Genomic DNA, 24,380 nt, shown 5'->3' with positions numbered 1-24,380 from the left:
AAGAACCCGCCCCTCCATGAGTTAGGAAAGGGCGGGTTACTTTAGGGTCATATTTAGCGCGTGAGCTTACGGTGAACAACGCGGTGCGGCTTAGCGGCATCGGGGCCCAGACGCTCTACCTTGTTCTTCTCGTAGGACTCGAAGTTACCCTCGAACCAGTACCAGTTATCGGGCTGACCCTCGGTGCCTTCCCAGGCCAGGATGTGGGTAGCTACTCTGTCGAGGAACCAACGGTCGTGGGAGACCACGACAGCACAGCCGGGGAATTCCAGTAGCGCATTTTCCAGGGAGGTCAGAGTTTCGACGTCCAGGTCGTTGGTGGGTTCGTCGAGGAGCAGAAGGTTGCCTCCCTGCTTGAGTGTCAGTGCAAGGTTCAGGCGGTTACGCTCACCACCGGAGAGCACACCGGCCTTCTTCTGCTGGTCCGGGCCCTTGAAACCAAAAGCTGAGACGTAGGCACGCGAAGGCATTTCTACCTGGCCAACCTGGATGTAATCCAGACCTTCAGAGACGACCTCCCACAGCGACTTTTCAGGGTCAATGTTGGCGCGGTTCTGGTCAACGTAAGAGATTTTGACGGTTTCGCCTACCTTGAGCTTGCCGCCGTCCAGAGGTTCAAGACCAACAATGGTCTTAAAGAGGGTTGATTTACCCACACCGTTGGGGCCAATGACACCCACAATGCCGTTGCGGGGCAGGGAGAAGGACAGGCCGTTAATCAGGGAGCGGCCGTCGAAGCCCTTTTGCAGATTTTCGGCTTCGATAACAACGTTACCCAGGCGAGGTCCGGGCGGAATCTGAATTTCTTCGAAGTCCAGCTTGCGGGTCTTCTCAGCTTCAGCTGCCATTTCTTCGTAGCGTGCCAGACGAGCCTTTGACTTAGCCTGGCGGCCCTTGGTGTTGGAGCGTACCCACTCAAGTTCGTCTTCAAGACGCTTAGCGAGTTTGGCGTCCTTCTTACCCTGAACGGCAAGGCGAGCGCGCTTCTTCTCCAGGTAGGTGGAGTAGTTGCCTTCGTAGGGGTAGAGGTTACCGCGGTCAATTTCAGCGATCCACTCGGCAACGTGGTCTAGGAAGTAGCGGTCGTGGGTAATCGCGATGACGGCACCTTCATAGGACTTCAGGTGCTGCTCTAGCCAGAGCACGGACTCAGCATCCAGGTGGTTAGTAGGCTCATCGAGTAGGAGCAGGTCAGGCTTCTGCAGCAGCAGCTTGCAGAGTGCCACACGGCGGCGCTCACCACCGGAAAGGTGGCTCACGGGTGAGTCGCCGGGAGGGCAACGCAGGGCATCCATTGCCTGCTCTAGCTGGGAATCGATATCCCAGGCATTAGCAGCGTCAATAGCTTCCTGAAGCTTACCCATTTCTTCCATGAGCGCGTCGAAGTCAGCGTCTGGGTTAGCCATCTCTTCTGAGATTTCGTTGTAGCGAACAATCTTTTCGTAGATTTCGCCTACGCCTTCCTGGACGTTGCCCAGGACGGTCTTTTCTTCGTTGAGCGGGGGCTCCTGCATGAGGATGCCCACGGTGTAACCGTCAGAGAGTCGTGCTTCGCCGTTGGAGGGAGTGTCGATTCCCGCCATAATTTTCAAGATGGTGGATTTACCGGCGCCGTTAGGGCCGACCATACCGATCTTTGCACCGGGGAAGAACGACATTGATACGTCGTTAAGAATGACCTTATCGCCCACAGTTTTGCGGGCTTTGGTCATGGTGTAAATAAATTCAGCCATGGGTTTAAGCCTACCGTGTACGGTCAAATTACGCAGTTTTCATCAGAGCTACTCTTGGTGTGCCTCAATATTCCTCCAGTGCCAGTAGAGCCCGCCGTTACTGTTCAGGCTGGTGGTGCCTGTTGATTCAGACCAAACGACTATCGTATTTCTGCGGGAGTTGTGCTGGAAGGCTTGAGTGGGGGTAAGTTTGCATACCGTTTGAGTTACCTCCACCGACCAGGACGCTGCCACCGCCAGCCCTTCACCTTGTTTGGCGGTCTGCGTTGAGTTCAAAGCCGATTATTTCTGCACCACCTGAGTAGCCCATAACCCATAGCTTGTTACGGTCGAGCGGATGGCTATTTTAAAACCAGGTAGCATAACCCCTGAAGAATCACGCGTGCTACCGCTGGCACATTCCAACTTCACACCGGGCTCGCATGTGAACAAACGGCATTGGGTTAGTATCTGGCCGGTGGATTTGCAGGCCCCGGCTTTCCCCTCCCTGAGAGGTGAGGCCCGCTTTCGTCCAGATTCCAGCGTCAGGTAGTAACCGAAAGAGCGGCATCATCGGTCTCTTTAGCGTCAGTCAGCCCAAAATTTGGGGGTAGCTGTTGCCCACGGTCGCTGATGGGCTGAGAAGGTTTAACCGCAGGGGGGACCTCTGGGCGTGTATCCCCGGCACTCACCTGGGAGGTAGGCACTTGGGTCTGAACGCGTTGGCGTTCACCCTCTACTTGCTGTTCCAAACTTCTATCACCATCGCCAGCTTCCGGGCGGCGATCTGAGACCCGCTCAAAGCGGGCGATTCCAAAGTTGAGGTCATGGCCGATGCTTGAGGCATCGATTTCAATACTGGTGCCTTGCGACCCGTCACTGCGTTCAAACTGCTTAACTTTCAGGCGTCCAGTTACTAACACGGGCTGACCCACGTGAAGACTGCGGGCACTATTATGAGCCAGTGCTCGAAAACAATTGACGGTGTACCAGTTTGTATCTGATTCACGCCACTGCCCTGTTGAATTATCAAACCAGCATGGAGTTGATGCTAATCGGAAATTAGCTAGAGGGATATTTGTCTTCGGTAGGTATTTTTGGGTGGGGGCGGTGGCAATGTAGCCTCTCACGGTCACGGTATCTGTCATGGCTCCTCCTTGAGCTACTGGGGTAAAGGTTGGGTAGCTTTAGCCTGACACTCCAGGAAGAGGTCTTGAAAGGAGCCTGGGCGCTGTGGATAAACTTACTGACTTGGGGAGCTGAGGTTTCTGGGACTTCTGAAACAATGTGGTGACTGTGAGACGCGCTCACCAAAGTTTGTGTCGGGTTCTGTCCACAGCCGTTGACCAGCGGCACATGAGCCACCTAGGTTGTTTCTACACCTTTATGGAGGAGCGATCATGGTCTATAAAAATATCGAAGCTGAGGTTGTGGCGGGCATAAAGCGCAAGGAACCTTCCTGGGTACGAGATGATCCCAGCCGAACGTATTTCCTTGAAGAATGGCAGAACGTGCCGCGCACGCAGCAGGCTATGTTTGAGCACCTTTGCCTTTTGGTCTTTCAAAATGGGCTGTGGTGGAGCGTAGTCCTAGGTAAGCGAGAAGCTATCAGCAGACACTTCAAAGGGTTTTCTCTAGAGGCTGTTGCTTCTCTTACCGAGCACGATATTTCTCAGATGCTATCCGATACATCCATGATTAGGAATGAAGCTAAAATTCGGAGCTGTATCACCAACGCACAGACTTTGCTTCATCACAACATTAATCTTCCCGACTTATTCGAACAGGCTTTTGACTCACCCGCCATCTTTGACTCGGTCAGTGAGCTACCCAGGACTTTGGAGACGACAGATAGGATTGCTGACGATCTCAAGGACGCTGGCGTGCAGCGTGTCGGTCAGGTTGTGTGCTGCGCTCTAGCCCAAGCAACGGGGTTCATTAGGCTAGGTGCCTAGCCGTGTACGGCTGGAAGAGATGAGACGGGCAATGACCATTAGCCAGCATGATCGAAGTAGGCTTGCACAGCTGTACTGGCAACTTCGTAGCCGATGTTTACATCACTAAAGCCATGAGAGAGCAGGGCTATAGAGAAAGTATTATCCTCTGTCTGCACCACGCCTATAGAGTTGACGTACCAGGTACCCGCCTCGTCCTGAATCCACCCGTTTTTAACAGAGACCTGCTGAACTTGCTTTCCAAAAACAGTCTGGCCTTTTTGAGAACCCACGCCCCAGAGTTGCGACCAATCATTCGGATTCATCGTTTCTAAGAGGTATTCAGCATCGGTCTTACTGATCCAGTGGATATCTTCAACGATAAACCGCATAATCTTGACGTAGTCCTCTGCCCAGGTCTGGTTATTACCCCAGGTGCCCTCGCTGCGAGTCTTCGTAGCACCCAACAATTCGTAAGTTTTGTTAAGGGATTGAGAGCTTGCCTCTGAATCTGTGCCGGGCCCCGTAGTGCCAATCCGTCTAAATATTTCTGTGGTGGAGGAGTTATCTGAAAAACTGATAGCAGCCTCGATGAGCGCTTTTTCTTCCTCCGTTAGAGTACGCTGTTCAAAGACTGCACGGCGCAGAAGAGTTAGAGCTATGGGAACTTTGACGATTGATGCTTCATAAGACCACTCATTAGCATGGTGGAGGAAGGTTTTATCTTCTTCATGATTGTAGACGGCCAAGCTAATCGTTGCTGAATGCTCAGTTTCAAGACTGGACAGAGCCTCATTGATATCCACGTCTTTTCGATCATTAAGGTGTTCCTGCCCGGAAGCTGTGATTTGTTTTCGGTCCCCATCGCCTCCGCAACCTACCAGCACAGGCCCTAAAGCTAGAAGAGCAGCAGTCGCTTTGAGCGTGCTTCTCCGCGAGCGCGCAGTGGGGTGTAGATTAGCATCGCTAGAGGGGAAGAAAGTTCGCTGGGGCATAGGTCAAGTCTATTCTCAAGTGCAGTATCTACTGCTCTAAATGAGAGGATAGTTTCACAATAAATAGTTGATTAAACAAATATCCCCCACCTCTTTGATGAGGTGAGGGATAGGTGAAGTGCCCCAGGAGGGAGTCGAACCCCCGACCAAGAGATTAGAAGGCTCCTGCTCTATCCACTGAGCTACTGAGGCTGAACGTGTTTTATTCTAGCGTGGGTGCACCTCAAAGTCATATCAGCGGTAGAGTTCCACGCCCCCGGAGGCTCAGGCTAAATTGAGACCTCATAAATCGATGAACGCTGGGCACGGCGCAACACTCGGCGCGTAGCAGGGTCTAGGAAGACCAGCCACGATGCGTAGGCAACGCTGATAACCGCTGCGATTAGGCGACCGATATTCTGATCAAAATCTTCAAGGTAGGGTGATACCGCCAGCTGATCTGAGACCGCGTAAATCATAAAGAAGAGTGTGGTTAAGAAGTAGAAATCGAGCTGCCAGTCTGTTCTAATGCCGGCTACCACTAAGAGCGGTATAAACCAGAGTAGATACCAGGATTGAATCATGGGTGAGAAGAGCACCACGAAGCCGATGGCGAGACCGGTTCGCTTCACCAGGTTCTCGTCCTTTCCGATGAACATAGTGAGTACGGCAAGACCCATACCAATCAGTTTGCCCAGGCTGAAGAAAGCATCTCTGATGCTGTTGGCTAGATCATTATTCCCGGTCATCGAAACAATAATCTGGTTGATCTGTAGGCCCAAAAACCCGATAAGGGTGTACCAGATGTACTGGCCGCCTGTCGTTGAAAGAGCAGAAATCCACCCAAAGCCCAGACCAGAGGCCCAGCCCAAGAGAGCTAGCTCGGCCACCGAAACTGCCAAGGTCAGCGCCCAAAAGACAAAGCGACGGGGCCAGCTGGCCCCTCGTCCAGCCCAAAACAGCCCGATGAAGGGCAGGGCTACCAGGGCTATGGGCTTTACAGCTACCGCCAGAGTGACCAGGGTGGCACCTAGAATGCCGCCCACTGCGTCCCTCCGGGAAGCTGCGTGGTAGACACCGGCGAGGATAAAGCCCGTCATCAGGGCATCATTATGGCTAGAGGTAATGAACGCTGCAATAAATAGGGGGTTTGCGACCACCAGCCAGTTAGCGCGCGTCCCATTGATTCCGTGGAGTTTAGACAACTTCGGCACATAAATGGCAATCAGGATGACGCCCAGTATTGCTACACCTCTAAAGAGGTAGAGGGCAGTATCAACAGACTCCCCCGCCATACCTGCCACTATCTTTTCGATCCACAAGAAAACAGGCCCATAGGGTGGTGCAGATTCCGCCCACATGGGATCTGCCCCGTACTGGAAGAAATTATTGACTGCGGAGACCCCGTATTCGTAGGGATTGAGGCCGGCTTGCATTAGACGCCCCTGAGCAAAGTAGGAGAAGACATCGCGGCTATAAAGCGGGAAGGCGAACAGTTGGGGGGTGATCCAACATATGGTGGCAGCCCAAACCCATCTCTTAGCCCGTTCATCCCAGACCATGAGCTTCTGCACCATACGCAACCATTCACGGCAGAGCATCATGGCACCAATCACCAATAAAGCAATGCAGGTAATCAGACCAGGGGTGGTATAGCGCAACGGAATAATCCACTCAACACGGCGGAAGGGGGAAGCATCTGCTAGCCATCCCACACCGAATGAAGCAAACATCACTAGCAGGGACCCAATGGTGCCGAAAATCAGCGTTCTTAGGGGGCTACCTGTTACATAGTGCGCAGTTTTGCTGTTATAGCGGTGCACCGGTTTGCTGGCGGTAGTTGCCTCCATATTTCTGGGGCTCATCGTTCTCCGTGAGTTGCGCTGTTAAAACATCCACGATTTTACCCGCCCGTTGCTCTCATCGGCACCGATGCTCATCCCCCGCTCTCAATAAATTATGGTTTTTACCTCTAAGACCAGACAAGTATCAGCTAGGGCTAGTACATTGGTGGTGTGTCTATTAGTAATGAACGAATTGTTTGGGTCGACTGTGAAATGACCGGTCTGTCCTTAGAGAATGATGCTCTGATTGAAGTGGCAGCCCTTGTTACCGATGGTGACCTCAATATTCTGGGTGAAGGCGTCGATGTAGTCATCAAACCGGCCCCAGGCTCTCTTGAGCAGATGGATGATTTTGTGCGCAACATGCACACGGAGTCTGGTCTTATCAATGAGTTGGACGGCGGCATTAGCATGGCTGACGCAGAGCAGCTGGTCCTGGACTACGTTAAAAAATGGGTTCCAGAACCCCGAAAGGCTGTGCTGGGCGGCAACTCTATCGGTACCGACAAGACCTTCCTAGTGCGGGATATGCCACAACTCATTGATTATCTGCACTACCGGGTGATTGATGTATCAACGATTAAAGAACTATCTCGCCGCTGGTTTGAAAAGGCAACCTACAACGCCCCTGCCAAGACCGGCAATCACCGGGCTCTAGGTGATATCCGTGATTCGATCGATGAGCTCCGCTACTACCGCGGAACCATCTTTGTACCCGCACCTGGTCCGGATAGCGCCACCTGCCAGCAGGTAGCTCGCCAGGTGAGTGAAACCCGCCAAGAAGTTAACTCTGTTTAGCTCCCATGAAAGCAGCTCACCGTGATAACTCACCTAGAATTCAGGTGAGGATGGTCACCCCGCGAATCACAGACTCAGTTTTACAGCTGGTAAAAATCTGTGTAAGCTATTACCTGTTGCCAAAACAAAAGCAAAAGAAATTTAGCTAGCGTTTTAGTAAACATGGTGGTCGTAGCTCAGTCGGCAGAGCGCCTGGTTGTGGTCCAGGAGGTCGCGGGTTCAACCCCCGTCGATCACCCAGAATAAAGAGGGCCGCTACGGTAAACGTAGCGGCTCTCTTTTTATGTGCCCTTCTAAACCCACACGGTAAGGTTGAGTTATGACAGTTCTACCCATCGTTGTGCACGGTAACCCCGTGCTTCACCGCCCGGCCGCACCCGTTACGTCCTTTGATGATGACCTAAAGCAGCTGATTGCTAATATGTATGAGACGCAGGAGCTTTCCAACGGGGTGGGCCTTGCAGGTCCCCAGGTGGGAGTTGGTTTGCGGCTCTTTACCTATAAGTTTGACAACGAAGACGGAGTGCCCCCATTGGGTGTTGTTGTCAATCCCCTGCTCACCCTGGGCAAAATCTCAACCTCAGAGCCTGATCCCGAAGAAGAAGTTGAAGGATGCCTCTCCTTCCCCGGTTATTCCTTCCCGCTCAAGCGCGCTGAATGGGTTACAGTGAGCGGCCAAGACGCTGATGGCAACCCCCTGAAATTTGATGCTACAGGCTGGTTTGCCCGCGTCATGCAACACGAAACAGATCACCTCGATGGAAAACTCTATGTCAACCGCCTTAACCCCCGCTACACCAAGAAGTATAAAAAAGTGGTGAAAGCTGAGGGGTGGACTGTTGACGGCAACAGCTGGGTGCCGGGTGTAGACCCGGATCCCTTCGGTCACTAAGAATTCAAAAGACGCCCGCTCAACTGAGCGGGCGTCTTAAGTATTGTAGGGACGGGGTGCCCTATAAGCCGGGTTCTGTACTCGTTGCCGAGCGGCAATCATCCATCTAGACCCACCATTGCTCGTGGGTTCAAGCAGCCTACCCGGGCACTTCGCCGCACTGGCTACTAGCATGCCCTGTTTGACCTTGCTCCGAGTGGGGTTTACCGAGCCGCCCCGGTCGCCCGGGGCGCTGGTGAGCTCTTACCTCACCGTTTCACCCTGACCGCACCAGAGGTGCGGCGGTCTATTTTCTGTGGCACTGGCCTGCAGGTTACCCTGAGTCGACGTTATCGACCACCCTGTGCTGTGGAGCCCGGACTTTCCTCGAAACCTTAGGTCTCGCGATTGCCCAGGCACCCCGTCCACCCCTCAACTTTACTACACTAAAAACTATGCTCATTCTTCTACCGCCCTCCGAAGGTAAGACTCCCGCCACAGGTACCAGCCCCGTTGAGATAGGTGATTTATCGTTCCCGCAGCTCACCGAAGCCCGCGAGCGCGTGGTGGAGGAGCTAGCTCAGGTTAGTGCAGAAGAAGGCGCCGCTGAACAGCTCAAGGTCGGTAAGTCCTTACTGGCTGAGGTTGAAAGAAATACTCGCCTTTTAGCTGAGCCAGCTGCACCTGCGGCTCAGGTGTACACCGGGGTTTTGTTTGAAGCGCTTGATTATGCAAGTTTAGGTACTGCAGCTCAAGAAAGCGCTGTTCGGTCCCTTCTGGTGATTTCCGCGCTCTGGGGTGCGGTGAGCTTAAAGGACCGCATCCCGGCTTACCGTCTCTCCATGGGAGTGAAACTAGGTAACTGTGGGAATCTGGCTAAATTTTGGGCCGGTGAGCTGACGTCGGTTCTATCTGATGCCTTCGCCGGTCAGTTGATTATTGATTGCCGGTCAGCTGCTTACGCTAAGGCCTGGGCACCTCAACCTCAGCTCACCTATGCGGTAAGAGTTGAGAAGATGCTGCCCGACGGCAGCCGCAAGGTGGTCTCACATATGGCGAAGCACTACAGGGGTTTGCTGGCCCGATACCTGATCGATGAAGGCCTTACGAACATCAACGATATTGAACAGCTACTACCCAGGCTCTCCCCCAAGTTCACCGTGGAGCTGAGCGCCGCAACAGATAAAAGGCCCGGCACCCTCACCCTGGTGGTGAAAGAGTAGGACGCCGGGCTTGAGGTTCTGGCCGTAGCTGGAGTTAGCGGGTGCTGGCTGAACCGCTCATCTTCCCGGTTGAAACGGTGAAGTCCCAGGGGTCGGTGTTGAGATCAGAAATATAGGTGCTGATGGTGAACCCACGGTCCGCTAAGCGTTCGGTGAGCAGCTGAGCTGCGCCGTCCATCCACAACCATTCGCTGGCGAAGTGTGAGCAGTCGATGAGCGCCGGACCGCCGGCTATCAGAGCGTTTTCTCGGAGTTCTGATGCTGGGTGGTGGCGTAAATCAGCGGTGATATAGACATCTGCGCCGCTCTTGAGTGCCTCCTTGAAAAGAGAGTCCCCAGCACCGGTGCACAAAGCCACTTTTTGCACTTGAGTATCTGCCCGCCCGGCAACGCGTAGCCCTGCTGCGGTGGCAGGTAGAAAGTCCGCGATTTTTTCAGCTAGTTCCTTGAGTGTCATAGGCAGGGGTAGCCGACCAACCCTGCCGATGCCTACCTGCACCTGGCTGCCGTTGACCTCAACGCTCTGGTCATCAGCTAGCACCTGACGTTCGCTGATGCCGAGCATGTCCATAAACGCGTCGTTTGTGCCGTGGGGGGCTGAGTCCACGTTGGTGTGGGCGGCCAGCAGGCCGCAGTGCGCTTCGATCAGGGTGTGGGTGATTTCGCCCTTGTAGTCGGTATCAGGTAGAAAGGAAGCACCGCGCAGCAGAAGCGGGTGGTGGGTAATGAGCAGACCGGCCCCGCGTTCTGCTGCTTCGGCGGCGGTTTTCACCGTGGCATCTACCGCAAAGCCAACAGTGAGCACGGGCGCGTCCTTTCGGCCCAGCACAAGACCGCTAGCGTCCCAGTTTTCGGCCAAAGCCGGGGGGAAAATCTCGTGAAAGGCCGTCACCACATCATGGAGGGTAGGTATTTTCGTATCAGTCATGCCCCTATTCTTTCATTTGGGTAGCCTACTGAGAAGTTCAACGCATCAGCGGGCACAGTGTTCTATTCGCCGGAATATTTAGGGCGCCCAGCAGGTTACAGATATATGCAGAATTTTGTTTTAGGCGGAGGCTGCTTCTGGTGCGTCGACGCCGTATACCGCAATATCAAGGGTGTCACTGCCAGCATCTCAGGCTACACCGGGGGCGCTGACCCCAACCCCACCTACCAGCAGGTGTGCAGCGGAACCACCGGTCACGTAGAGGTAGTTAAGGTCGAATTCGACGACTCAATCATTGATGCTGACACGGTTCTTGATATTTTCTTCACCTCCCATGACCCCACCAGCTGGGACCGCCAGGGAGCGGATGTCGGCAGCCAGTACCGCTCGGCCCTTTACTACACTGATGAAGAGCAAAAAGCCATCTTTGAGAGGGCGATAGAACGAGCCAACCAGGTATGGGATAACCGGGTGGTAACTGTACTTGAGCCCCTGGGCACTTTCTATGAGGCAGAGGAGTACCACCAGAACTACTATGCTCGCAACCCCTACCAGGGGTACTGCATGGCTGTCATCAATCCCAAACTCTCAAAAGTGCGCCAACGTTACGCCACGTTTCTTCTCTCTTAGCCCAGCTACCCAATTCTCGTAGAATAAAACTGAACCTTCTTAGTCAATAACCCGAAAGGCTAACCCGTGTCAAAAATGTACAACAATGTCACTGAAGTCGTCGGCGGTACACCCATCGTCCGTCTTAACCGCTTGGACGAGAACCTGCCTGGCAACGTAGCCGTCAAGCTCGAGTTCTACAACCCCGCTAACTCCGTCAAAGACCGTATTGGCGTAGCTATCATCGACGCAGCTGAAAAAGCAGGCGCGCTCAAGCCCGGTGGCACCATCGTAGAGGGCACCTCAGGTAACACCGGTATTGCTCTGGCTATGGTGGGCGCAGCTCGCGGTTACAAGGTCATTCTGACGATGCCTGAGACCATGAGCAACGAGCGTCGTGTCATGCTCCGCGCCTACGGAGCCGAGATTGTTCTGACCCCCGGTTCTGAGGGTATGCGTGGTGCTGTAGAGAAGGCAAAAGAAATCGTTGCCAGCACCGAAAACGCCGTCCTGGCCTCCCAGTTCAGCAACGAAGCTAACCCAACCGTGCACTACAAGACCACCGGCCCCGAAATTTGGGAATCAACCGAGGGTAAGATTGACATTTTTGTAGCAGGTATCGGCACCGGTGGCACCATCTCGGGTGCTGGAAAGTACCTGAAAGAGAAAAACCCCAACATCAAAATTGTTGCGGTAGAGCCCAAGGACTCCCCTTTGCTGACCGAAGGCAAGGCTGGTCCCCACAAAATCCAGGGTCTGGGAGCCAACTTTGTTCCCGATACCCTCAACCGTGACATTTATGACGCTGTTGCTGATGTCAGTATTGAGGACGCTGTTTCAACGGCTCGTGCTTTGGGCACCCATGAAGGCATCTTGGGCGGCATTTCCTCCGGTGCATCGGTCTGGGCCGCACTGGAAGAAGCTAAAAAGAGCGAGAACGCTGGCAAGCTGATTGTAGCTATCGTGTGTGACTTCGGTGAGCGCTACATCTCAACCCTTCTATACGAAGATATCCGCGGTTAAACAATAAAGCCCGCTGAGCGCCACCGCCGAAATTTTCGGCGGTGGCGCTTTTTTGGGTAAAACAGGAATATGTTTGCCCCTACCAGCGGTTATACTCAACATGAAGAGATGCTTGCACGGTAAAGGATAACAATGAGTTTTATGGCGCGTTTGCGTGAGGATCTGGAAACGGTCCGCACCCACGACCCCGCTGCCCGCGGCCCAGCTGAAATTATGATTAATTACTCCGGTCTGCACGCTATCTGGGCACACCGTCTAGCTCACAAGCTCTGGCAGCAAGAGCGCACCAAGTCAATAGCTCGAACTCTCAGCCAGTTCACCCGCTTCTTGACCGGTATAGAAATCCACCCGGGCGCTATCATTGGTCGCCGCTTCTTTATTGACCATGGCATGGGCGTGGTCATCGGTGAAACCGCGGAGGTGGGTAATGATGTGATGCTCTATCACGGTGTCACCCTAGGCGGGCGTTCTTTGGAGAAGGGAAAGCGTCACCCCACCATCGGGGATCGGGTTACTATCGGTGCAGGCGCTAAGGTGCTAGGTCCGGTGATGATTGGTGCTGATTCAGCTATTGGTGGCAACTCAGTGGTAGTACACGATCACCCAGAAGATTCCATCATCACGGGCATCCCAGCCCGCTCCCGGCCCCGTACCGCGGACGCCAAGCTACCCCTGGTGGACGCTGTAGAGTATGTTGACCCCACCATGTGGATCTAAGAACCACAAAATGCCCCTGAGCCTTACAGCTCAGGGGCATTTTTACTCTTAGAAGAGATAAGCTTCCTAGTGGGTGTGGCTATCTTCAGCGTTGATTTCGCTGCGATCGCCGCTCCACTCGGTGTGCCACATGCCCTCTGAGTCAATACGACCGTAGGTGTGAGCACCGAAGAAATCACGCTGGCCCTGAATCAGGGCTGCGGGAAGACGCTTACGGCGCAGGGCGTCGTAGTAAGACAGGGACGAAGAGAAAACCGGCACTGGCACACCTTCAGCAGTTGCCTTAGCGACTACACGACGCCAGGAGGGTACCAGATCCTCGAGCAGGGCGGTGAAAGCGGGAGCCAGCAGCATGTTAGCGGGGGTCTCGCTCTTGTAGGCATCCATAATTTCGCCCAGCAGCTCAGCACGAATGATGCAACCGGCACGCCAGAGGCTAGCAATCACATCAAGCTTCAAATCCCAGTGGTATTCGGCGCCGGCCTTAGCCAGCATATCCATACCCTGAGCGTAAGAAACCAGCTTTGAGGCAAAGAGAGCCTTGCGGACGTCCTCAATGAACTCCTCATCACCATTGGCTACAGCGGTGGTAGCGATCAGTCCCTCCGGAAGCTGCTGCTGAGCCTGTAGACGTGCCTCAGGATTACCTGAAGACAGTGCACGGGCAAAGACTGATTCTGCGATACCTGATACGGGAGCACCAAGGTCAAGAGCTGCCTGCACCGTCCAGCGTCCGGTACCCTTTTGGCCAGCCTCATCAACAATGACATCGACCAGGGGCTTGCCAGTCTTGGCATCAACCTGAGCCAGAACGTCAGCAGTAATTTCAATGAGGTAGGAGTTCAGGTCAGTGGTATTCCACTGCTTGAAGATTTCTGCCTGAGCAGCAGGCTCAACACCGGCAATTGAACGCAAGAGGTCATAAGCCTCACCGATGACCTGCATATCTGCGTACTCGATACCGTTGTGCACCATTTTGACAAAGTGGCCGGCACCATCGGTTGAAATCCATGCACAGCAGGGCTCACCATTAGGAGCCTTAGCCGAAATCTTTTCTAAGAGCGGCCCGAGCGACTCATAAGCCTTAGCTGATCCACCAGGCATAATGGAGGGACCATTGAGCGCGCCTTCTTCGCCGCCTGAAACGCCAATACCCACGAAGTGCAGGTTCTTCTCAGCCAGTGCTCGCTCACGTCGGATGGTGTCGGGGAAGTGTGAGTTACCGCCGTCAATGATGACATCGTCTTCATCGAGCAGGGGTACCAGCTGATCAATCACGGCATCAACCGGTGAGCCGGCCTTCACCATGATCAGAATGCGGCGTGGTGATTCGAGTGAATCTACGAGCTCCTGAAGGGTCTCGGTACGAATGAAATCGCCATCAGCGCTGTGTGCAGCTAAGAGGGCATCAGTTTTTTCAACAGAGCGGTTGTGAAGAGCTACGGTGTAGCCATTACGTGCTAAGTTACGTGCTAGATTAGCGCCCATCACGGCAAGGCCGGTCACACCAATCTGTGCTTTACGTTCAGTATTAGTTTCAGTCATGCCTTTTAGATTACGCTGATTTGCCCTATTTTTGGGCGTACGCGCTATGAGAGAAACAAAACGTTCACATGCTGGGAGCCAGGTGGCAACCCTCTACTGCTCCCGGTCATATGTATCAGTGAAAAGAACCCACACAGCCAGCCCGCCAATAATGAGAGCAACTACAGCAAAACCTATCCACAGCTGAACCATCATGCCCTGAATAATAAATGAAACAGACACCAGGAACCAGATAATAGAGAGGAACACAGCGGTAAAGTTGCGGGGCTTAAAGTTGCGTTTCACAGGTGGCTTTCCGGTAGCGGTCAGAAGAAGGTAGGACGTCGGGGCGACCTTCCCAGTCTAGCGCCAAGAAAACTAGACCGACTATCATGCCAGAACTGTTAAACCAGCAGAAACAAAAAGCCTCGCAGATCACTGCGAGGCTTTAGATGGTGGGTCCTACCGGGATCGAACCGATGACATCCACGGTGTAAACGTGGCGCTCTACCAGCTGAGCTAAAGACCCTTATTGAGTTATTAGTTACTGCAAGTAACTAACTGACAAAACCGAGGTTTCGTTCGTGGGTCCTACCGGGATCGAACCGATGACATCCACGGTGTAAACGTGGCGCTCTACCAGCTGAGCTAAAGACCCATCGTGTCGCGTGCTTGCGCTCTTGACAACAAGAAATACTTTACACAGACCGTTCGCCGCTCGCAAACCGAAAGAGGCACCGCTCGCCATAAAAAATCGTCTAGAGCACTGTTTGCCCCCAGAATTCAGGGGAAAATCAGTGAAAAAAATTTTCCTAACATCTTTACGCTGAGTTCAGTGAATGTTAGAAGTATTGCCTGCTGGCTCTCTCTTGAGACCGTCAAACCCCGCACGTTAGAGACAACAGTGCGGGGTTTGTGTAGGAATATCTTATTTACTTTGCTTCATCACCAGACGGGTAGCAGCCCAATCTTTAGAGGCAGCTTCAGTCGTGGTGACGTGCAAGCCGGCCAGCGGTGCCGCTTCCTGAACTTCTCCCGGGGCGACATAACCATCACGGCCAGCCTTAGGGGTCAGTAGCCACACCACACCGCCTTCATCGAGAGAAGAAAGAACATCCATCAACCCATCTACCAGGTCGCCGTCTTCTTCTCGCCACCAGAGCAGGATGCCATCCACGACTTCCTGGTCGTCCTCGTCAAGAATCTCCGAGCCGATGCAATCTTCAAGATCATCTCGAAGATCAAAATCAACATCATCGTCATACCCAAATTCCTGGATGAGATCCCCATCCTTGAAACCAAGCTTGACTACCGCATCTTTGTCAGCGGCACGAGTCTCGCTCACGAACGTCCTCCTTGAAGTTAGCGGGCAACTACTGCCCTCACCGAGCCCCACCCGGATGTGGAGCATCGTCAGTTCATCTACCACTGAACACGTAAACACCGCTCAAAGCAACAGAACACGACCAAAAGGGTGGCATCAAATTTCGCTGATAAGAAAAAATAGGTGAAGTGACAGCTATTTCACACCTAATAATCCAGGCGTGAAGACCGCCAGAGTGCCATTTTGTGACACCATAGTAGATAAGTTGTCTGAGCGACCCTAATGTTGCTAAAGACACCAACACCCAGCGCACCGCACATTTATCACCAAATGGTGCGCTATACCTACAACATAGAGAGGTTGGCTCGTGGGACCCTCAGAAACGAACGATCACGTTTTGAGTGCGCTGACAAACAGCTTCACCGACATTGACCCCGAAGAGACCGGCGAGTGGATTGAATCCTTCGACGAACTCGTCGAGACTCACGGCACCGAGCGCGCCCAGTTCATCGTGCGCTCGCTCATGCAGCGCGCAGGCCAGAAGTCAATCACCGTCCCCATGGTGACCACTACTGACTACGTTAACACCATCCCCGTAGACCAAGAGCCGGAATACCCCGGTGACGAGCAGGTTGAACGCCGCTACCGCGCCATTCTGCGTTGGAATGCTGCCGTTATGGTTCAGCGAGCACAGAAGGCAACCATCAGCGTGGGCGGCCACATCTCCTCCTACGCAGGTATGGCGACCCTCTACGAAGTAGGCTACAACCACTTCTTCCGCGGCCGTAGCCACCCCGGTGGCGGCGACCAGCTCTTCTTCCAGGGCCATTCATCCCCCGGTAACTACGCTCGCGCCTTCCTCGAAGGCCGTCTCAGTGAAGAGCAGCTCGACGGTTTCCGCCAGGAGAAAACCAAGGAAGGCACCCACCTACCCTCCTACCCCCACCCCCGTAACCTGCCCGATTTCTGGCAGTTCCCCACCGTATCTATGGGCCTTGGCCCCCTGAACGCGATTCACCAGGCATCTTTCAATAAGTACCTGCACAACCGCGGCATCAAGGACACCAGCGACCAGAACGTTTGGGCATTCCTGGGCGACGGCGAAATGGACGAGCCCGAGTCACGCGGCGCACTGCAGCTGGCTGCCAACGAAAAGCTGGATAACCTCACCTTCGTGGTGAACTGCAACCTTCAGCGTCTGGACGGCCCCGTTCGCGGTAACGGCAAAATCGTTCAAGAACTTGAAGCCTTCTTCCGCGGTGCCGGCTGGAACGTTATTAAGGTTCTTTGGGGTCGCGAGTGGGACTCCCTGCTCGAAAAGGACACCTCCGGTGAGCTCGTCCGCGTTATGAACGAAACCCTAGACGGCGACTTCCAGACCTACAAAGCAGAGTCCGGTGGCTTCATCCGCGAGCACTTCTTCGGGCAGACTCCCGAAACCAAGGAACTCGTCGCCGACATGACCGACGAGGAAATCTGGGCCATGAAGCGTGGTGCTCACGACTACCAAAAGGTCTACGCCGCCTACAAGGCAGCAGTGGATCACAAGGGTCAGCCCACCGTCATCCTGGCGCAGTCCGTCAAGGGATACGGCCTGGGTGCTAGCTTCGAGGCTCGCAACGCGACCCACCAGATGAAGAAACTGTCCATGGATGACCTCAAGCGCTTCCGTGACCATCTGCGCATCCCCATCTCTGACGAACAGCTGGAGAACGACCTGTACAACCCTCCTTACTACCACCCCGGTAAGGACTCAGAAGAGTACAAGTACCTGATGGAACGCCGCGCAGAGCTCGGTGGTTTCATCCCCGGACGTAAGAATATCCAGCCCGAAATCCCCCTGCCCTCCGAGAAGGCCTACAAGGGTGCGCTAAAGGGCACCGGCAAGCAGATGGCTGCCACCACCATGGCCTTCGTCCGCCTGCTCAAGGACCTCATGCGTGAAAAGGACTTCGGCCACCGCATCGTGCCTATCATCCCCGATGAGGCACGCACCTTCGGCATGGACTCCTACTTCCCCACCGCTAAGATTTACAACCCCAACGGTCAGAATTACCTGGCTGTGGACCGTGAACTCATGCTTGCCTACAAGGAATCACCCCAGGGCAAGATCATTCACGTGGGTATCAATGAAGCCGGTGGTGTTGCAGCAATGACCGCTGTTGGCTCGTCCTATGACACCCACGGCGAACCCATGATTCCTGTCTACATCTTCTATTCGATGTTCGGCTTCCAGCGCACCGGTGACTCCTTCTGGGCAGCCGCCGATCAGCTGGTTCGAGGCTTCATCATCGGCGGTACCGCTGGCCGCACCACCCTCACGGGTGAAGGTCTGCAGCACATGGACGGTCACTCACCGATCCTGGCCGGCACCAACCCCGCGGTTATTCACTATGACCCCGCCTATGGTTACGAAATCGCGCACATCGTCAAGCGCGGCATCGAGCACATGTATGGCACCGGCGATGAAGACCATAACGTCATGTACTACCTCACTGTATACAACGAGCCGATCCAGCACCCTGTTCAGCCCGAGAACCTCGATGTTGACGGGGTCATTGGCGGCATTTACCGCCTCTCAGAAGCCAAGAACGATGGCCCCCGCGCCCAGCTTCTCGCTTCAGGTGTGGCCGTTCCCTGGGCACTGGAGGCTCAGCAGATGCTGGCTGAGGAATGGGGCGTTTCTGCTGATGTTTGGTCAGTGACCTCATGGACCAACCTACGCCGTGACGGTCTCGATGCAGAGCGTGTTCTGCTCAAAGACCCGGCAGCTACCCCGCGCAAGCCCTTCATAGAGGCTCAGCTCGAGGGCGCAACCGGCCCGATTGTTGCAGTTTCTGACTACCAGACCGACCTCATGGACGGCGTGCGCCAGTTCGTTCCCAACGAATTTGCAACCCTGGGCGCTGACGGCTTCGGCTTCTCAGATACCCGTGCAGGTGCTCGTCGCTTCTACAAGATCGACTCAGCATCCATCGTTGTCCGTACCCTGCAGATGCTGGCAAAGCGCGGTGAAGTTGCTGCCGATGCTCCCGCTCAGGCCTTTGCTAAGTACGACCTGAACAACATCAACGCTGGTACCTCCGGTAACGCCGGTGGCGACGCGTAAGGTTACCACTAGGTAGCTCAAGGGCTGCTATTCCCCCCAGTAGGGGAATAGCAGCCCTTTCTCGTCTACTAAAAATTCGGTGTCGCTCATCTTTGAGGGGTAAGCGACTGATTCTTTATCTTTGTGGTCTGCACAACGCAAATCTTCTACCAGGTGGAGGGCAAAAGAGGAGTAGGATAGTTATTTGAAAAAGATTCAAGAAACTTTCAAATTTCTTGAAAAGACAACGCTACTTCTAAGGTGGTTCACCCCTGTGATTGCCCTTCTATGTCCAGGTCAGGGAGCTCAAAAGCCCGGTTTTCTGACCCCCTGGTTAGAGCTGGACGGTGTGAGTGAGCACCTGCAAAAACTTTCAGCTGCAGCCGACCTTGACCTCATCCGCTACGGCACTGAAGCTGACGAGGAGACCATCAAGGACACTGCTATCGCTCAGCCACTGATTGTTGCAGCTGGTCTTGTAACGGGCAAGCTAGCACAGAGACTTCTCGGCGACCGCGACGTTATTTTTGCAGGACATTCGGTGGGTGAAATTACCGCTGCTGCCTTGGCTGGGGTGCTCACCGAAGAAGAAGCCATGAAATTTATTCGCGTGCGAGCAAACGGTATGGCTGAAGTTGCAGCGGCTACACCCACCGGCATGAGTGCCGTACTGGGCGGAGTTGAGGACAATATCCGCGAGGCCATTTCTGCTGCCGGTCTGACTGCGGCCAACTCAAACGGCGGCGGCCAGATCGTTGCTGCTGGTTCGCTAGAGAATTTAGCCGCTTTTGCTGAAAACCCGCCAGCTAAAACTCGTGTCATTCCGCTCAAGGTAGCTGGCGCTTTCCATACCTCTTATATGGAAGCTGCTCAGGGGCCCCTCGCTGATTTTGCGGACACCCTGACGCCTAAGGACCCCACTTCAGCCCTTCTCTCAAACTTTGACGGTGCCCCTGTCAGCAGCGGTTCCGCTGCACTAGATTCCCTGGTAGCGCAGGTGACCCGCCCTGTACGCTGGGACCTGTGCATGGCGTCCCTATCAGAAGCAGGTGTTGAACACCTCGTAGAGGTAGCCCCGGCCGGTACCCTGGTGGGGTTGGCAAAGCGAGGTCTGCGTGGCACCCCCGCTTCAGCGATTAACTCCCCCGACGACCTTAACGCGCTCACCGCAGCGCTCTCTGCCTAACACTGAAAGGACATCTAAGTGCCTACCCTCAAGCAGGCGGAACCCAACCGCTACTCACGCATTCTTGGCTACGGATCAGCCCGCGGTGACCTTGATGTCACCAACCATGACATCGCTGGCCCCATCGATTCATCAGATGAATGGATCGTCCAGCGCACCGGCATCAAAACCCGCCACCGCGCATCAGAGAACCTTTCCATTACCGATCTTGCTGTGGCAGCAGCCAAGGACGCGCTCGCCAACTCAGGTATCATTGGTGAAGATTTGGATGCGGTTATCGTTGCAACCGTAACCCACCCGCACGCTACGCCTTCCCTTGCTGCGCTGGTTGCCCACGGTGTTGGTTCCAAGGCACCTGCCTACGACATTTCAGCTGCTTGCGCAGGCTTCTGCTACGCGGTAGCCCAGGCTGATGCCCTCGTCAAGGCAGGCACAGCCCAGAACGTCCTGGTGATTGGTGTTGAAAAGCTTTCAGATTTTATTGATAACACCGAGCGCACCATCTCCTTCCTCCTGGGCGATGGCGCTGGTGCAGCCGTAGTTGGCCCCTCAGAGACCCCCGGCATAGGGCCAACCGTGTGGGGATCGGATGGCGCCAACTGGGAAGCTGTAGGCATGAGCCATTCCATCCTTGAGATTCGCAACCGTGATTTTGTTGCTCATCCGGTTGAAGAGGGAGAGAAAATCTGGCCCACCCTACGCCAAGATGGTCAGAAAGTTTTCCGCTGGGCAGTGTGGGAAATGGCTAAGGTCGCACAGCAAGCCCTAGACGCTGCGGGTATCACCGCCGAAGATCTCGGCGCCTTTGTGCCTCACCAGGCCAATATGCGCATCATCGACCAGATGGTCAAAACACTCAAACTCCCCGACACCGTCCTCGTAGGCCGCAATATTGAGTGTGCAGGCAACACATCAGCTGCTTCCGTGCCTCTGGCAGTAGATGCTCTGCTTGATGAGCACCCTGAACTGTCAGGCAAGCTTGCCCTGCAGATCGGTTTCGGCGCTGGTCTCGTCTTTGCCGCCCAGGTGGTCGTCCTCCCCTAAAGCCTCTCCAACCCTAGGGGGAACTGACTAACTCTCACTCACCTCGGCCAAATCTTTTTTGAAAAAAATGTTAGGTTTATTTCAAAAATAGTGGGCCTGATAAGCCGGTCAAACCCCGTTGGAGAGACTACACTCAACTGTGAAGACTAAAAGTAGCAGTAGCTGCTAGATGTCGCTTTGACCTCTTGAGAGGGGTTAGAGCACCCTACCTTCAGCGGCAGATGCCGCTACACCCTAGACAAAGGAGCCATCATGGCAGATCAGAACGAAATCCTCGCAGGCCTTGCAGAAATCGTCAACGAAGAAACCGGCGTTGAGGTTGAGGACGTTCAGCTCGAGAAGTCTTTCACCGAAGACCTCGACATTGATTCCATCTCAATGATGACCATCGTTGTTAATGCAGAAGAGAAGTTCGGCGTCACCATTCCCGACGAAGAGGTAAAGAACCTCAAGACCGTGGGTGATGCAGTAAACTTCATCGCAAACGCATAAGTTTGCCCCCGGCAGGGTTGGGTGCGGATTCCTCCGCGCCCAACCTCTTTTATATACCTCTCGGTTCAACTCCCTCACTCAAGACTTAGTTCGAAGGACGCACAGATGTCTCGTAAAGTCGTTGTCACCGGCCTCGGTGCAACCACCCCCATCGGCGGGGATGTTCCTACTACCTGGGAAAACGCCCTCGCCGGGGTTTCAGGTATCACCACCATTGATGAGCCCTGGGTGACGGAGTACGAGCTGCCTGTTTCAATTGCAGGCCGGGTAGCTGTCGCTGCGGTTGAATCTGGCCGTCTATCTAAAGTTGAGAGCAAGAGACTTGATCCCTCCGGTCAGCTGGCTTTGGTAGCCGCTCGTGAGGCGTGGGAGGATGCAGGTTTTAGCGGCAAGGACGCAGAAGAGGCTGAAGAGTGCGATCCATTGCGCACCGCCGTTGCTTTTGGCACCGGTATCGGTGGAGTTTGGACTCTGCTGGACGCCTGGGATACTCTGCGGGAAAAGGGCCCTCGCCGTATGCTTCCCATGACCGTGCCCATGCTGATGCCCAACTCTAATGCGGCTGCAGTGTCCATGAATCTCAAGGCTCGCGGTTCAGCTCAGACTGTGGTTTCCGCTTGTGCTTCTTCTACCGAAGCCCTTGACTTAGCTCTCATGCTGATTCGTTCTGGCAAGGCTGACGTTGTTATAGCCGGTGGCTCTGAGGCAGCTATCCACCCCATGACTATCGGAGCCTTCGCTAAAATGCAGGCTCTCTCTACCCGCAATGACGACCCGGCTGCTGCTTCCCGGCCCTACGACAGCGGTCGCGATGGCTTTGTGATGGGTGAGGGTGGAGCCGCTCTGATTCTTGAATCAGAGGAACATGCTAAAGCTCGTGGCGCACGTATTTACGCTGAGCTTGCTGGCACCGGAGTCTCTGCTGACGCCCACCACATCACAGCCCCGGATCCCGCGGCCTTGGGTGCTACCCGCACACTTCAAGAGGCTCTGGCAGACGGTGGAATCTCACCTGAGCAGGTCGTTCACGTCAATGCGCACGCAACCTCTACCCCCGTGGGCGATGTTCCCGAGTCACTAGCTCTGCGTGAGGTTTTCGGCGATCATACCGGTTCGGTTGCAGTATCAGCCACAAAGTCAATGACCGGTCACCTTCTAGGTGGCGCCGGCGCCCTCGAAGCAGTGCTAACTGTTCTTGCACTTCACCACCGTAAGGCTCCTTGCACTATTAATCTTGAGGACAAAGACCCTCAGATTGACCTTGATGTAGTGACTGATGCTCGTGACCTGCCCGCAGGTGACATTGCAGCTGTTTCTAACTCATTTGGTTTTGGTGGGCATAACGCTGTAGCGGCCTTCCGCAGCGTCTAGAGTCTAGATAGAGTTAATCTTTTAGGGGCGGCACCTGGTGGTGCCGCCCCCTTGCTGTTCCCGGGCGTATGCCAGTTGCCTACATTTTTTGGTTGATGTGGGTGATATTACTTTGGGAACTAGCGGCGCGCAGCGGCTCCAGCTGCTCGTCCCAGGGCTCACCCAGCATGAGGGAGAATTCCTGATACAGTGCCTCAAAGCTTCCTTCAGCCTGTTCAAAGGCGTACTTGACTCGGTCTTCGGTGACCGTGAAGTTACCCAGCACATCGGTCCCTACAGCGCAAATACCTAAAGATGGGGTGTACATGAAGCGCACGGCATCGGTGGTGAGGGTGGCTCGCTCAGTCACCTCAAAGAAGATACCATCGAAGACCCTGAGTGCTGAGGCGAGCTGAGCTGCGGTTCCCTGCTGACCTGACCAGCTGAGCTCCGCTCGCTGGTGACCGGGGCGGGCCGCTTGCTCTTGCCAGTTCAGGCTTACAGCATTTTTTACTACGCTCTCGATGGCCCACCGAAGGTGCGGGGTTATGGTTGAAGGAGCAGCATGGATGAAAAGGTAGCCACCAGTCTTCAGATGCTGATGTGAAGGCTGACTCAGAGGAGGGGGTAGAGCTGTCATGATTTTCTATCGTGGTCTAAGCGCGGGGGTGGGAGCGTGAATAAGTTTGAGCTAAACGTTCCACCGAAACGTGCGTATAAACCTGCGTGGTAGCAAGAGAACTGTGCCCTAAGAGTTCTTGCACGGCTCGGATGTCTGCACCGCCATCGACCATGTGGGTGGCAGCCGTGTGCCTAAAAACGTGGGCACCGGTCGCCTGTGTGTCATCTAGGGTAAGTAGCAAGCTGGTGAGGTCTTCTCGGATTTGCCGTGGGTTGGCTCGCTTACCTCTGGCCCCGATGAAAAGGGCAATCTGCGGTGACGCCGGAGCTTGAGGTAACCATTGCGGCCGCCCCTTTTGTACCCATGAGTTGAGAGCAGCGAGCGCTGGTAGCCCAAAAGGCACGACGCGCTCCTTATCGCCCTTACCGATAACCCGCAGGGTGCGGTTGGTGCGGTCCACGCTGGTGAGATCTAGATTAGTGAGCTCTGATATGCGGATGCCGGTGGCATAGAGAATTTCAACCACGGCATTGAGACGCAGGAGGCGGGGGTTAGTCGGTTCTTGAGCTAGCGCTGTTTCAAGGGTGGTTGTCAGAGTCTTGAGGTGGTCTTTGCTGAGAATCTGCGGCAGCTTTGATGCTTTCTTGGGGGTGCTGAGGTGGCGGGCTGGGTTACCCTGCACCAGTTCCTCTTCCTCGGCCCAGGTGAAGAAACGACGCAGGGTGGAGGTCTTACGGGCCAGTGAGGCTCGTGCTTGTCTGGAGTTGAGCGTTGCTAGCCAACCTCTCATCATGGTGAGGTCAAGGTGACTGAGGTGAGTGGTTCCGTGCCGCAGAGCATAGGCAAAGAAGTCAGACAAGTCTGAGAGATAGGCCTTGATGGTCTCGGGGGAACGATGGAGCTCGTAGGTTAGGTAGCGTTCGTAGGCTTCTAGGGCACGGGTGTATTCGCGGTCGGTATCGAGGGTTCCTGCCCCAATTTTCAGGGTGGTGGGTAGGTCGGAGGCACTGTTAGCTGAGGTGTTCTCCACGCCAAACTTCCTTCCCTGCTCTCTCGTTTACCCGGCCCTTTTGCGCCTAGCTTTTTTCATTCTACTCTGGGCTAGAAAACATAGCAT

Annotated in this window: 22 protein-coding genes, 4 tRNA genes and 1 other RNA gene; 13 read left to right on the top strand and 14 right to left on the bottom strand. The window is 54.6% G+C overall.

Annotation, left to right across the window (positions count from 1 at the left end; genetic code table 11):
* Positions 1-53: 53 nt before the first annotated feature.
* Both ettA and ABD982_RS04425 read right to left on the bottom strand, forming a co-directional pair.
* Positions 54-1,733, bottom strand: coding sequence for an energy-dependent translational throttle protein EttA (ettA, locus tag ABD982_RS04430; protein WP_251378887.1), 1,680 nt, complete (start codon positions 1,731-1,733; stop codon positions 54-56).
* A gap of 524 nt (positions 1,734-2,257) precedes the next feature.
* Positions 2,258-2,860, bottom strand: a complete 603-nt coding sequence (locus ABD982_RS04425) for a single-stranded DNA-binding protein (RefSeq protein ID WP_345445060.1) — start codon at positions 2,858-2,860, stop codon at positions 2,258-2,260.
* Positions 2,861-3,112: 252 nt separating this feature from the next.
* Between ABD982_RS04425 and ABD982_RS04420 the strand changes: the two genes are divergently transcribed.
* Positions 3,113-3,667 (top strand): DNA-3-methyladenine glycosylase I, encoded by a 555-nt coding sequence (locus tag ABD982_RS04420; RefSeq protein WP_345445058.1) that lies wholly within the window; start codon positions 3,113-3,115, stop codon positions 3,665-3,667.
* A 38-nt stretch (positions 3,668-3,705) separates the two neighbouring features.
* Here the strand turns inward: ABD982_RS04420 and ABD982_RS04415 are convergent, their stop codons facing one another.
* The 3 genes from ABD982_RS04415 to mptB form a co-directional block, all read right to left on the bottom strand.
* The gene (locus ABD982_RS04415) at positions 3,706-4,641 is read right to left on the bottom strand and encodes a serine hydrolase (RefSeq protein WP_345445056.1); all 936 of its coding nucleotides are present in this window, start codon (positions 4,639-4,641) and stop codon (positions 3,706-3,708) included.
* Positions 4,642-4,760: 119 nt separating this feature from the next.
* Positions 4,761-4,833, bottom strand: a tRNA-Arg gene (locus ABD982_RS04410).
* Positions 4,834-4,910: 77 nt separating this feature from the next.
* Positions 4,911-6,485 (bottom strand): polyprenol phosphomannose-dependent alpha 1,6 mannosyltransferase MptB, encoded by a 1,575-nt coding sequence (gene mptB / locus ABD982_RS04405; protein WP_345445054.1) that lies wholly within the window; start codon positions 6,483-6,485, stop codon positions 4,911-4,913.
* A gap of 150 nt (positions 6,486-6,635) precedes the next feature.
* Between mptB and orn the strand changes: the two genes are divergently transcribed.
* The 3 genes from orn (at position 6,636) to def (ending at position 8,154) form a co-directional block, all read left to right on the top strand.
* On the top strand, positions 6,636-7,262 hold the full coding sequence (gene orn / locus ABD982_RS04400; protein ID WP_345445052.1) for an oligoribonuclease: 627 nt from the start codon (positions 6,636-6,638) through the stop codon (positions 7,260-7,262).
* Positions 7,263-7,427: 165 nt separating this feature from the next.
* A tRNA-His gene (locus ABD982_RS04395) sits at positions 7,428-7,500 on the top strand.
* 81 nt (positions 7,501-7,581) lie between these two features.
* Complete coding sequence (gene def / locus ABD982_RS04390) at positions 7,582-8,154, top strand: peptide deformylase (RefSeq protein WP_345445050.1); 573 nt, start codon at positions 7,582-7,584, stop codon at positions 8,152-8,154.
* A 48-nt stretch (positions 8,155-8,202) separates the two neighbouring features.
* Here the strand turns inward: def and rnpB are convergent.
* Positions 8,203-8,557: RNase P RNA component class A (gene rnpB / locus ABD982_RS04385), an RNA gene on the bottom strand.
* A 31-nt stretch (positions 8,558-8,588) separates the two neighbouring features.
* Here rnpB and ABD982_RS04380 point away from each other — a divergent pair.
* Positions 8,589-9,356: a YaaA family protein gene (locus ABD982_RS04380; RefSeq protein ID WP_345445048.1), complete on the top strand. Its 768-nt coding sequence runs from the start codon at positions 8,589-8,591 to the stop codon at positions 9,354-9,356.
* A gap of 34 nt (positions 9,357-9,390) precedes the next feature.
* Here ABD982_RS04380 and ABD982_RS04375 read toward each other — a convergent pair whose 3' ends face one another.
* Positions 9,391-10,284 (bottom strand): Nif3-like dinuclear metal center hexameric protein, encoded by an 894-nt coding sequence (locus tag ABD982_RS04375; protein WP_345445046.1) that lies wholly within the window; start codon positions 10,282-10,284, stop codon positions 9,391-9,393.
* Between the two features lie 105 nt (positions 10,285-10,389).
* On the opposite strand from ABD982_RS04375, the gene msrA reads away from it, so the two are divergent.
* From msrA to epsC, 3 genes are all read left to right on the top strand, one after another.
* Complete coding sequence (gene msrA / locus ABD982_RS04370) at positions 10,390-10,914, top strand: peptide-methionine (S)-S-oxide reductase MsrA (protein ID WP_345445044.1); 525 nt, start codon at positions 10,390-10,392, stop codon at positions 10,912-10,914.
* Between the two features lie 75 nt (positions 10,915-10,989).
* Positions 10,990-11,916 (top strand): cysteine synthase A, encoded by a 927-nt coding sequence (cysK, locus tag ABD982_RS04365; RefSeq protein ID WP_251379674.1) that lies wholly within the window; start codon positions 10,990-10,992, stop codon positions 11,914-11,916.
* A 132-nt stretch (positions 11,917-12,048) separates the two neighbouring features.
* The gene (gene epsC / locus ABD982_RS04360; RefSeq protein ID WP_345445041.1) at positions 12,049-12,633 is read left to right on the top strand and encodes a serine O-acetyltransferase EpsC; all 585 of its coding nucleotides are present in this window, start codon (positions 12,049-12,051) and stop codon (positions 12,631-12,633) included.
* A gap of 66 nt (positions 12,634-12,699) precedes the next feature.
* Here epsC and gndA read toward each other — a convergent pair whose 3' ends face one another.
* The 5 genes from gndA to ABD982_RS04335 all read right to left on the bottom strand — a co-directional run bounded on the left by gndA (position 12,700) and on the right by ABD982_RS04335 (position 15,502).
* Positions 12,700-14,178 (bottom strand): NADP-dependent phosphogluconate dehydrogenase, encoded by a 1,479-nt coding sequence (gndA, locus tag ABD982_RS04355; RefSeq protein WP_251378899.1) that lies wholly within the window; start codon positions 14,176-14,178, stop codon positions 12,700-12,702.
* A gap of 93 nt (positions 14,179-14,271) precedes the next feature.
* Complete coding sequence (locus ABD982_RS04350; protein ID WP_251378900.1) at positions 14,272-14,463, bottom strand: hypothetical protein; 192 nt, start codon at positions 14,461-14,463, stop codon at positions 14,272-14,274.
* Between the two features lie 147 nt (positions 14,464-14,610).
* Positions 14,611-14,686, bottom strand: a tRNA-Val gene (locus ABD982_RS04345).
* 56 nt (positions 14,687-14,742) lie between these two features.
* Positions 14,743-14,815 (bottom strand) — tRNA-Val (locus ABD982_RS04340).
* Between the two features lie 270 nt (positions 14,816-15,085).
* Positions 15,086-15,502 (bottom strand): DUF3052 domain-containing protein, encoded by a 417-nt coding sequence (locus tag ABD982_RS04335; RefSeq protein WP_251378901.1) that lies wholly within the window; start codon positions 15,500-15,502, stop codon positions 15,086-15,088.
* Between the two features lie 346 nt (positions 15,503-15,848).
* Here ABD982_RS04335 and aceE point away from each other — a divergent pair, with 346 nt between their 5' ends.
* The 5 genes from aceE (at position 15,849) to fabF (ending at position 22,662) form a co-directional block, all read left to right on the top strand.
* Complete coding sequence (gene aceE, locus ABD982_RS04330; protein WP_345445037.1) at positions 15,849-18,590, top strand: pyruvate dehydrogenase (acetyl-transferring), homodimeric type; 2,742 nt, start codon at positions 15,849-15,851, stop codon at positions 18,588-18,590.
* Between the two features lie 253 nt (positions 18,591-18,843).
* Positions 18,844-19,755, top strand: a complete 912-nt coding sequence (locus ABD982_RS04325) for an ACP S-malonyltransferase (protein WP_345445035.1) — start codon at positions 18,844-18,846, stop codon at positions 19,753-19,755.
* Positions 19,756-19,773: 18 nt separating this feature from the next.
* Positions 19,774-20,799 (top strand): beta-ketoacyl-ACP synthase III, encoded by a 1,026-nt coding sequence (locus ABD982_RS04320; RefSeq protein ID WP_345445033.1) that lies wholly within the window; start codon positions 19,774-19,776, stop codon positions 20,797-20,799.
* A 252-nt stretch (positions 20,800-21,051) separates the two neighbouring features.
* Complete coding sequence (locus tag ABD982_RS04315; protein WP_185174557.1) at positions 21,052-21,291, top strand: acyl carrier protein; 240 nt, start codon at positions 21,052-21,054, stop codon at positions 21,289-21,291.
* A gap of 105 nt (positions 21,292-21,396) precedes the next feature.
* Positions 21,397-22,662: a beta-ketoacyl-ACP synthase II gene (gene fabF, locus ABD982_RS04310; RefSeq protein WP_345445028.1), complete on the top strand. Its 1,266-nt coding sequence runs from the start codon at positions 21,397-21,399 to the stop codon at positions 22,660-22,662.
* 79 nt (positions 22,663-22,741) lie between these two features.
* On the opposite strand, the gene ABD982_RS04305 is transcribed toward fabF, so the two are convergent.
* Both ABD982_RS04305 and ABD982_RS04300 read right to left on the bottom strand, forming a co-directional pair.
* Positions 22,742-23,281, bottom strand: a complete 540-nt coding sequence (locus tag ABD982_RS04305) for a DUF3145 family protein (protein ID WP_345445026.1) — start codon at positions 23,279-23,281, stop codon at positions 22,742-22,744.
* Positions 23,282-23,297: 16 nt separating this feature from the next.
* Positions 23,298-24,293, bottom strand: coding sequence for a tyrosine recombinase XerC (locus tag ABD982_RS04300; RefSeq protein WP_345445024.1), 996 nt, complete (start codon positions 24,291-24,293; stop codon positions 23,298-23,300).
* Positions 24,294-24,380: the final 87 nt, after the last annotated feature.

Origin of the sequence: Rothia endophytica (assembly GCF_039543885.1) — a bacterium.
In the GTDB taxonomy this organism is placed as follows: Bacteria; Actinomycetota; Actinomycetes; order Actinomycetales; family Micrococcaceae; genus Rothia; species Rothia endophytica.
The sequence above is the reverse complement of the archived record's forward strand: the minus strand, read 5'-3'. Positions and strand labels throughout refer to the sequence as shown.

Bases quoted from the DNA above. Each gene is read 5' to 3' on its own strand.
- fabF (WP_345445028.1), top strand. From the start codon at position 21,397: ATGTCTCGTAAAGTCGTTGTCACCGGCCTCGGTGCAACCACCCCCATC.
- ABD982_RS04305 (WP_345445026.1), bottom strand. From the start codon at position 23,281: ATGACAGCTCTACCCCCTCCTCTGAGTCAGCCTTCACATCAGCATCTG.
- gndA (WP_251378899.1), bottom strand. From the start codon at position 14,178: ATGACTGAAACTAATACTGAACGTAAAGCACAGATTGGTGTGACCGGC.
- ettA (WP_251378887.1), bottom strand. From the start codon at position 1,733: ATGGCTGAATTTATTTACACCATGACCAAAGCCCGCAAAACTGTGGGC.
- ABD982_RS04375 (WP_345445046.1), bottom strand. From the start codon at position 10,284: ATGACTGATACGAAAATACCTACCCTCCATGATGTGGTGACGGCCTTT.
- ABD982_RS04380 (WP_345445048.1), top strand. From the start codon at position 8,589: ATGCTCATTCTTCTACCGCCCTCCGAAGGTAAGACTCCCGCCACAGGT.
- epsC (WP_345445041.1), top strand. From the start codon at position 12,049: ATGAGTTTTATGGCGCGTTTGCGTGAGGATCTGGAAACGGTCCGCACC.
- ABD982_RS04315 (WP_185174557.1), top strand. From the start codon at position 21,052: ATGGCAGATCAGAACGAAATCCTCGCAGGCCTTGCAGAAATCGTCAAC.
- ABD982_RS04425 (WP_345445060.1), bottom strand. From the start codon at position 2,860: ATGACAGATACCGTGACCGTGAGAGGCTACATTGCCACCGCCCCCACC.
- cysK (WP_251379674.1), top strand. From the start codon at position 10,990: ATGTACAACAATGTCACTGAAGTCGTCGGCGGTACACCCATCGTCCGT.
- mptB (WP_345445054.1), bottom strand. From the start codon at position 6,485: ATGAGCCCCAGAAATATGGAGGCAACTACCGCCAGCAAACCGGTGCAC.
- ABD982_RS04420 (WP_345445058.1), top strand. From the start codon at position 3,113: ATGGTCTATAAAAATATCGAAGCTGAGGTTGTGGCGGGCATAAAGCGC.
- def (WP_345445050.1), top strand. From the start codon at position 7,582: ATGACAGTTCTACCCATCGTTGTGCACGGTAACCCCGTGCTTCACCGC.
- msrA (WP_345445044.1), top strand. From the start codon at position 10,390: ATGCAGAATTTTGTTTTAGGCGGAGGCTGCTTCTGGTGCGTCGACGCC.
- ABD982_RS04415 (WP_345445056.1), bottom strand. From the start codon at position 4,641: ATGCCCCAGCGAACTTTCTTCCCCTCTAGCGATGCTAATCTACACCCC.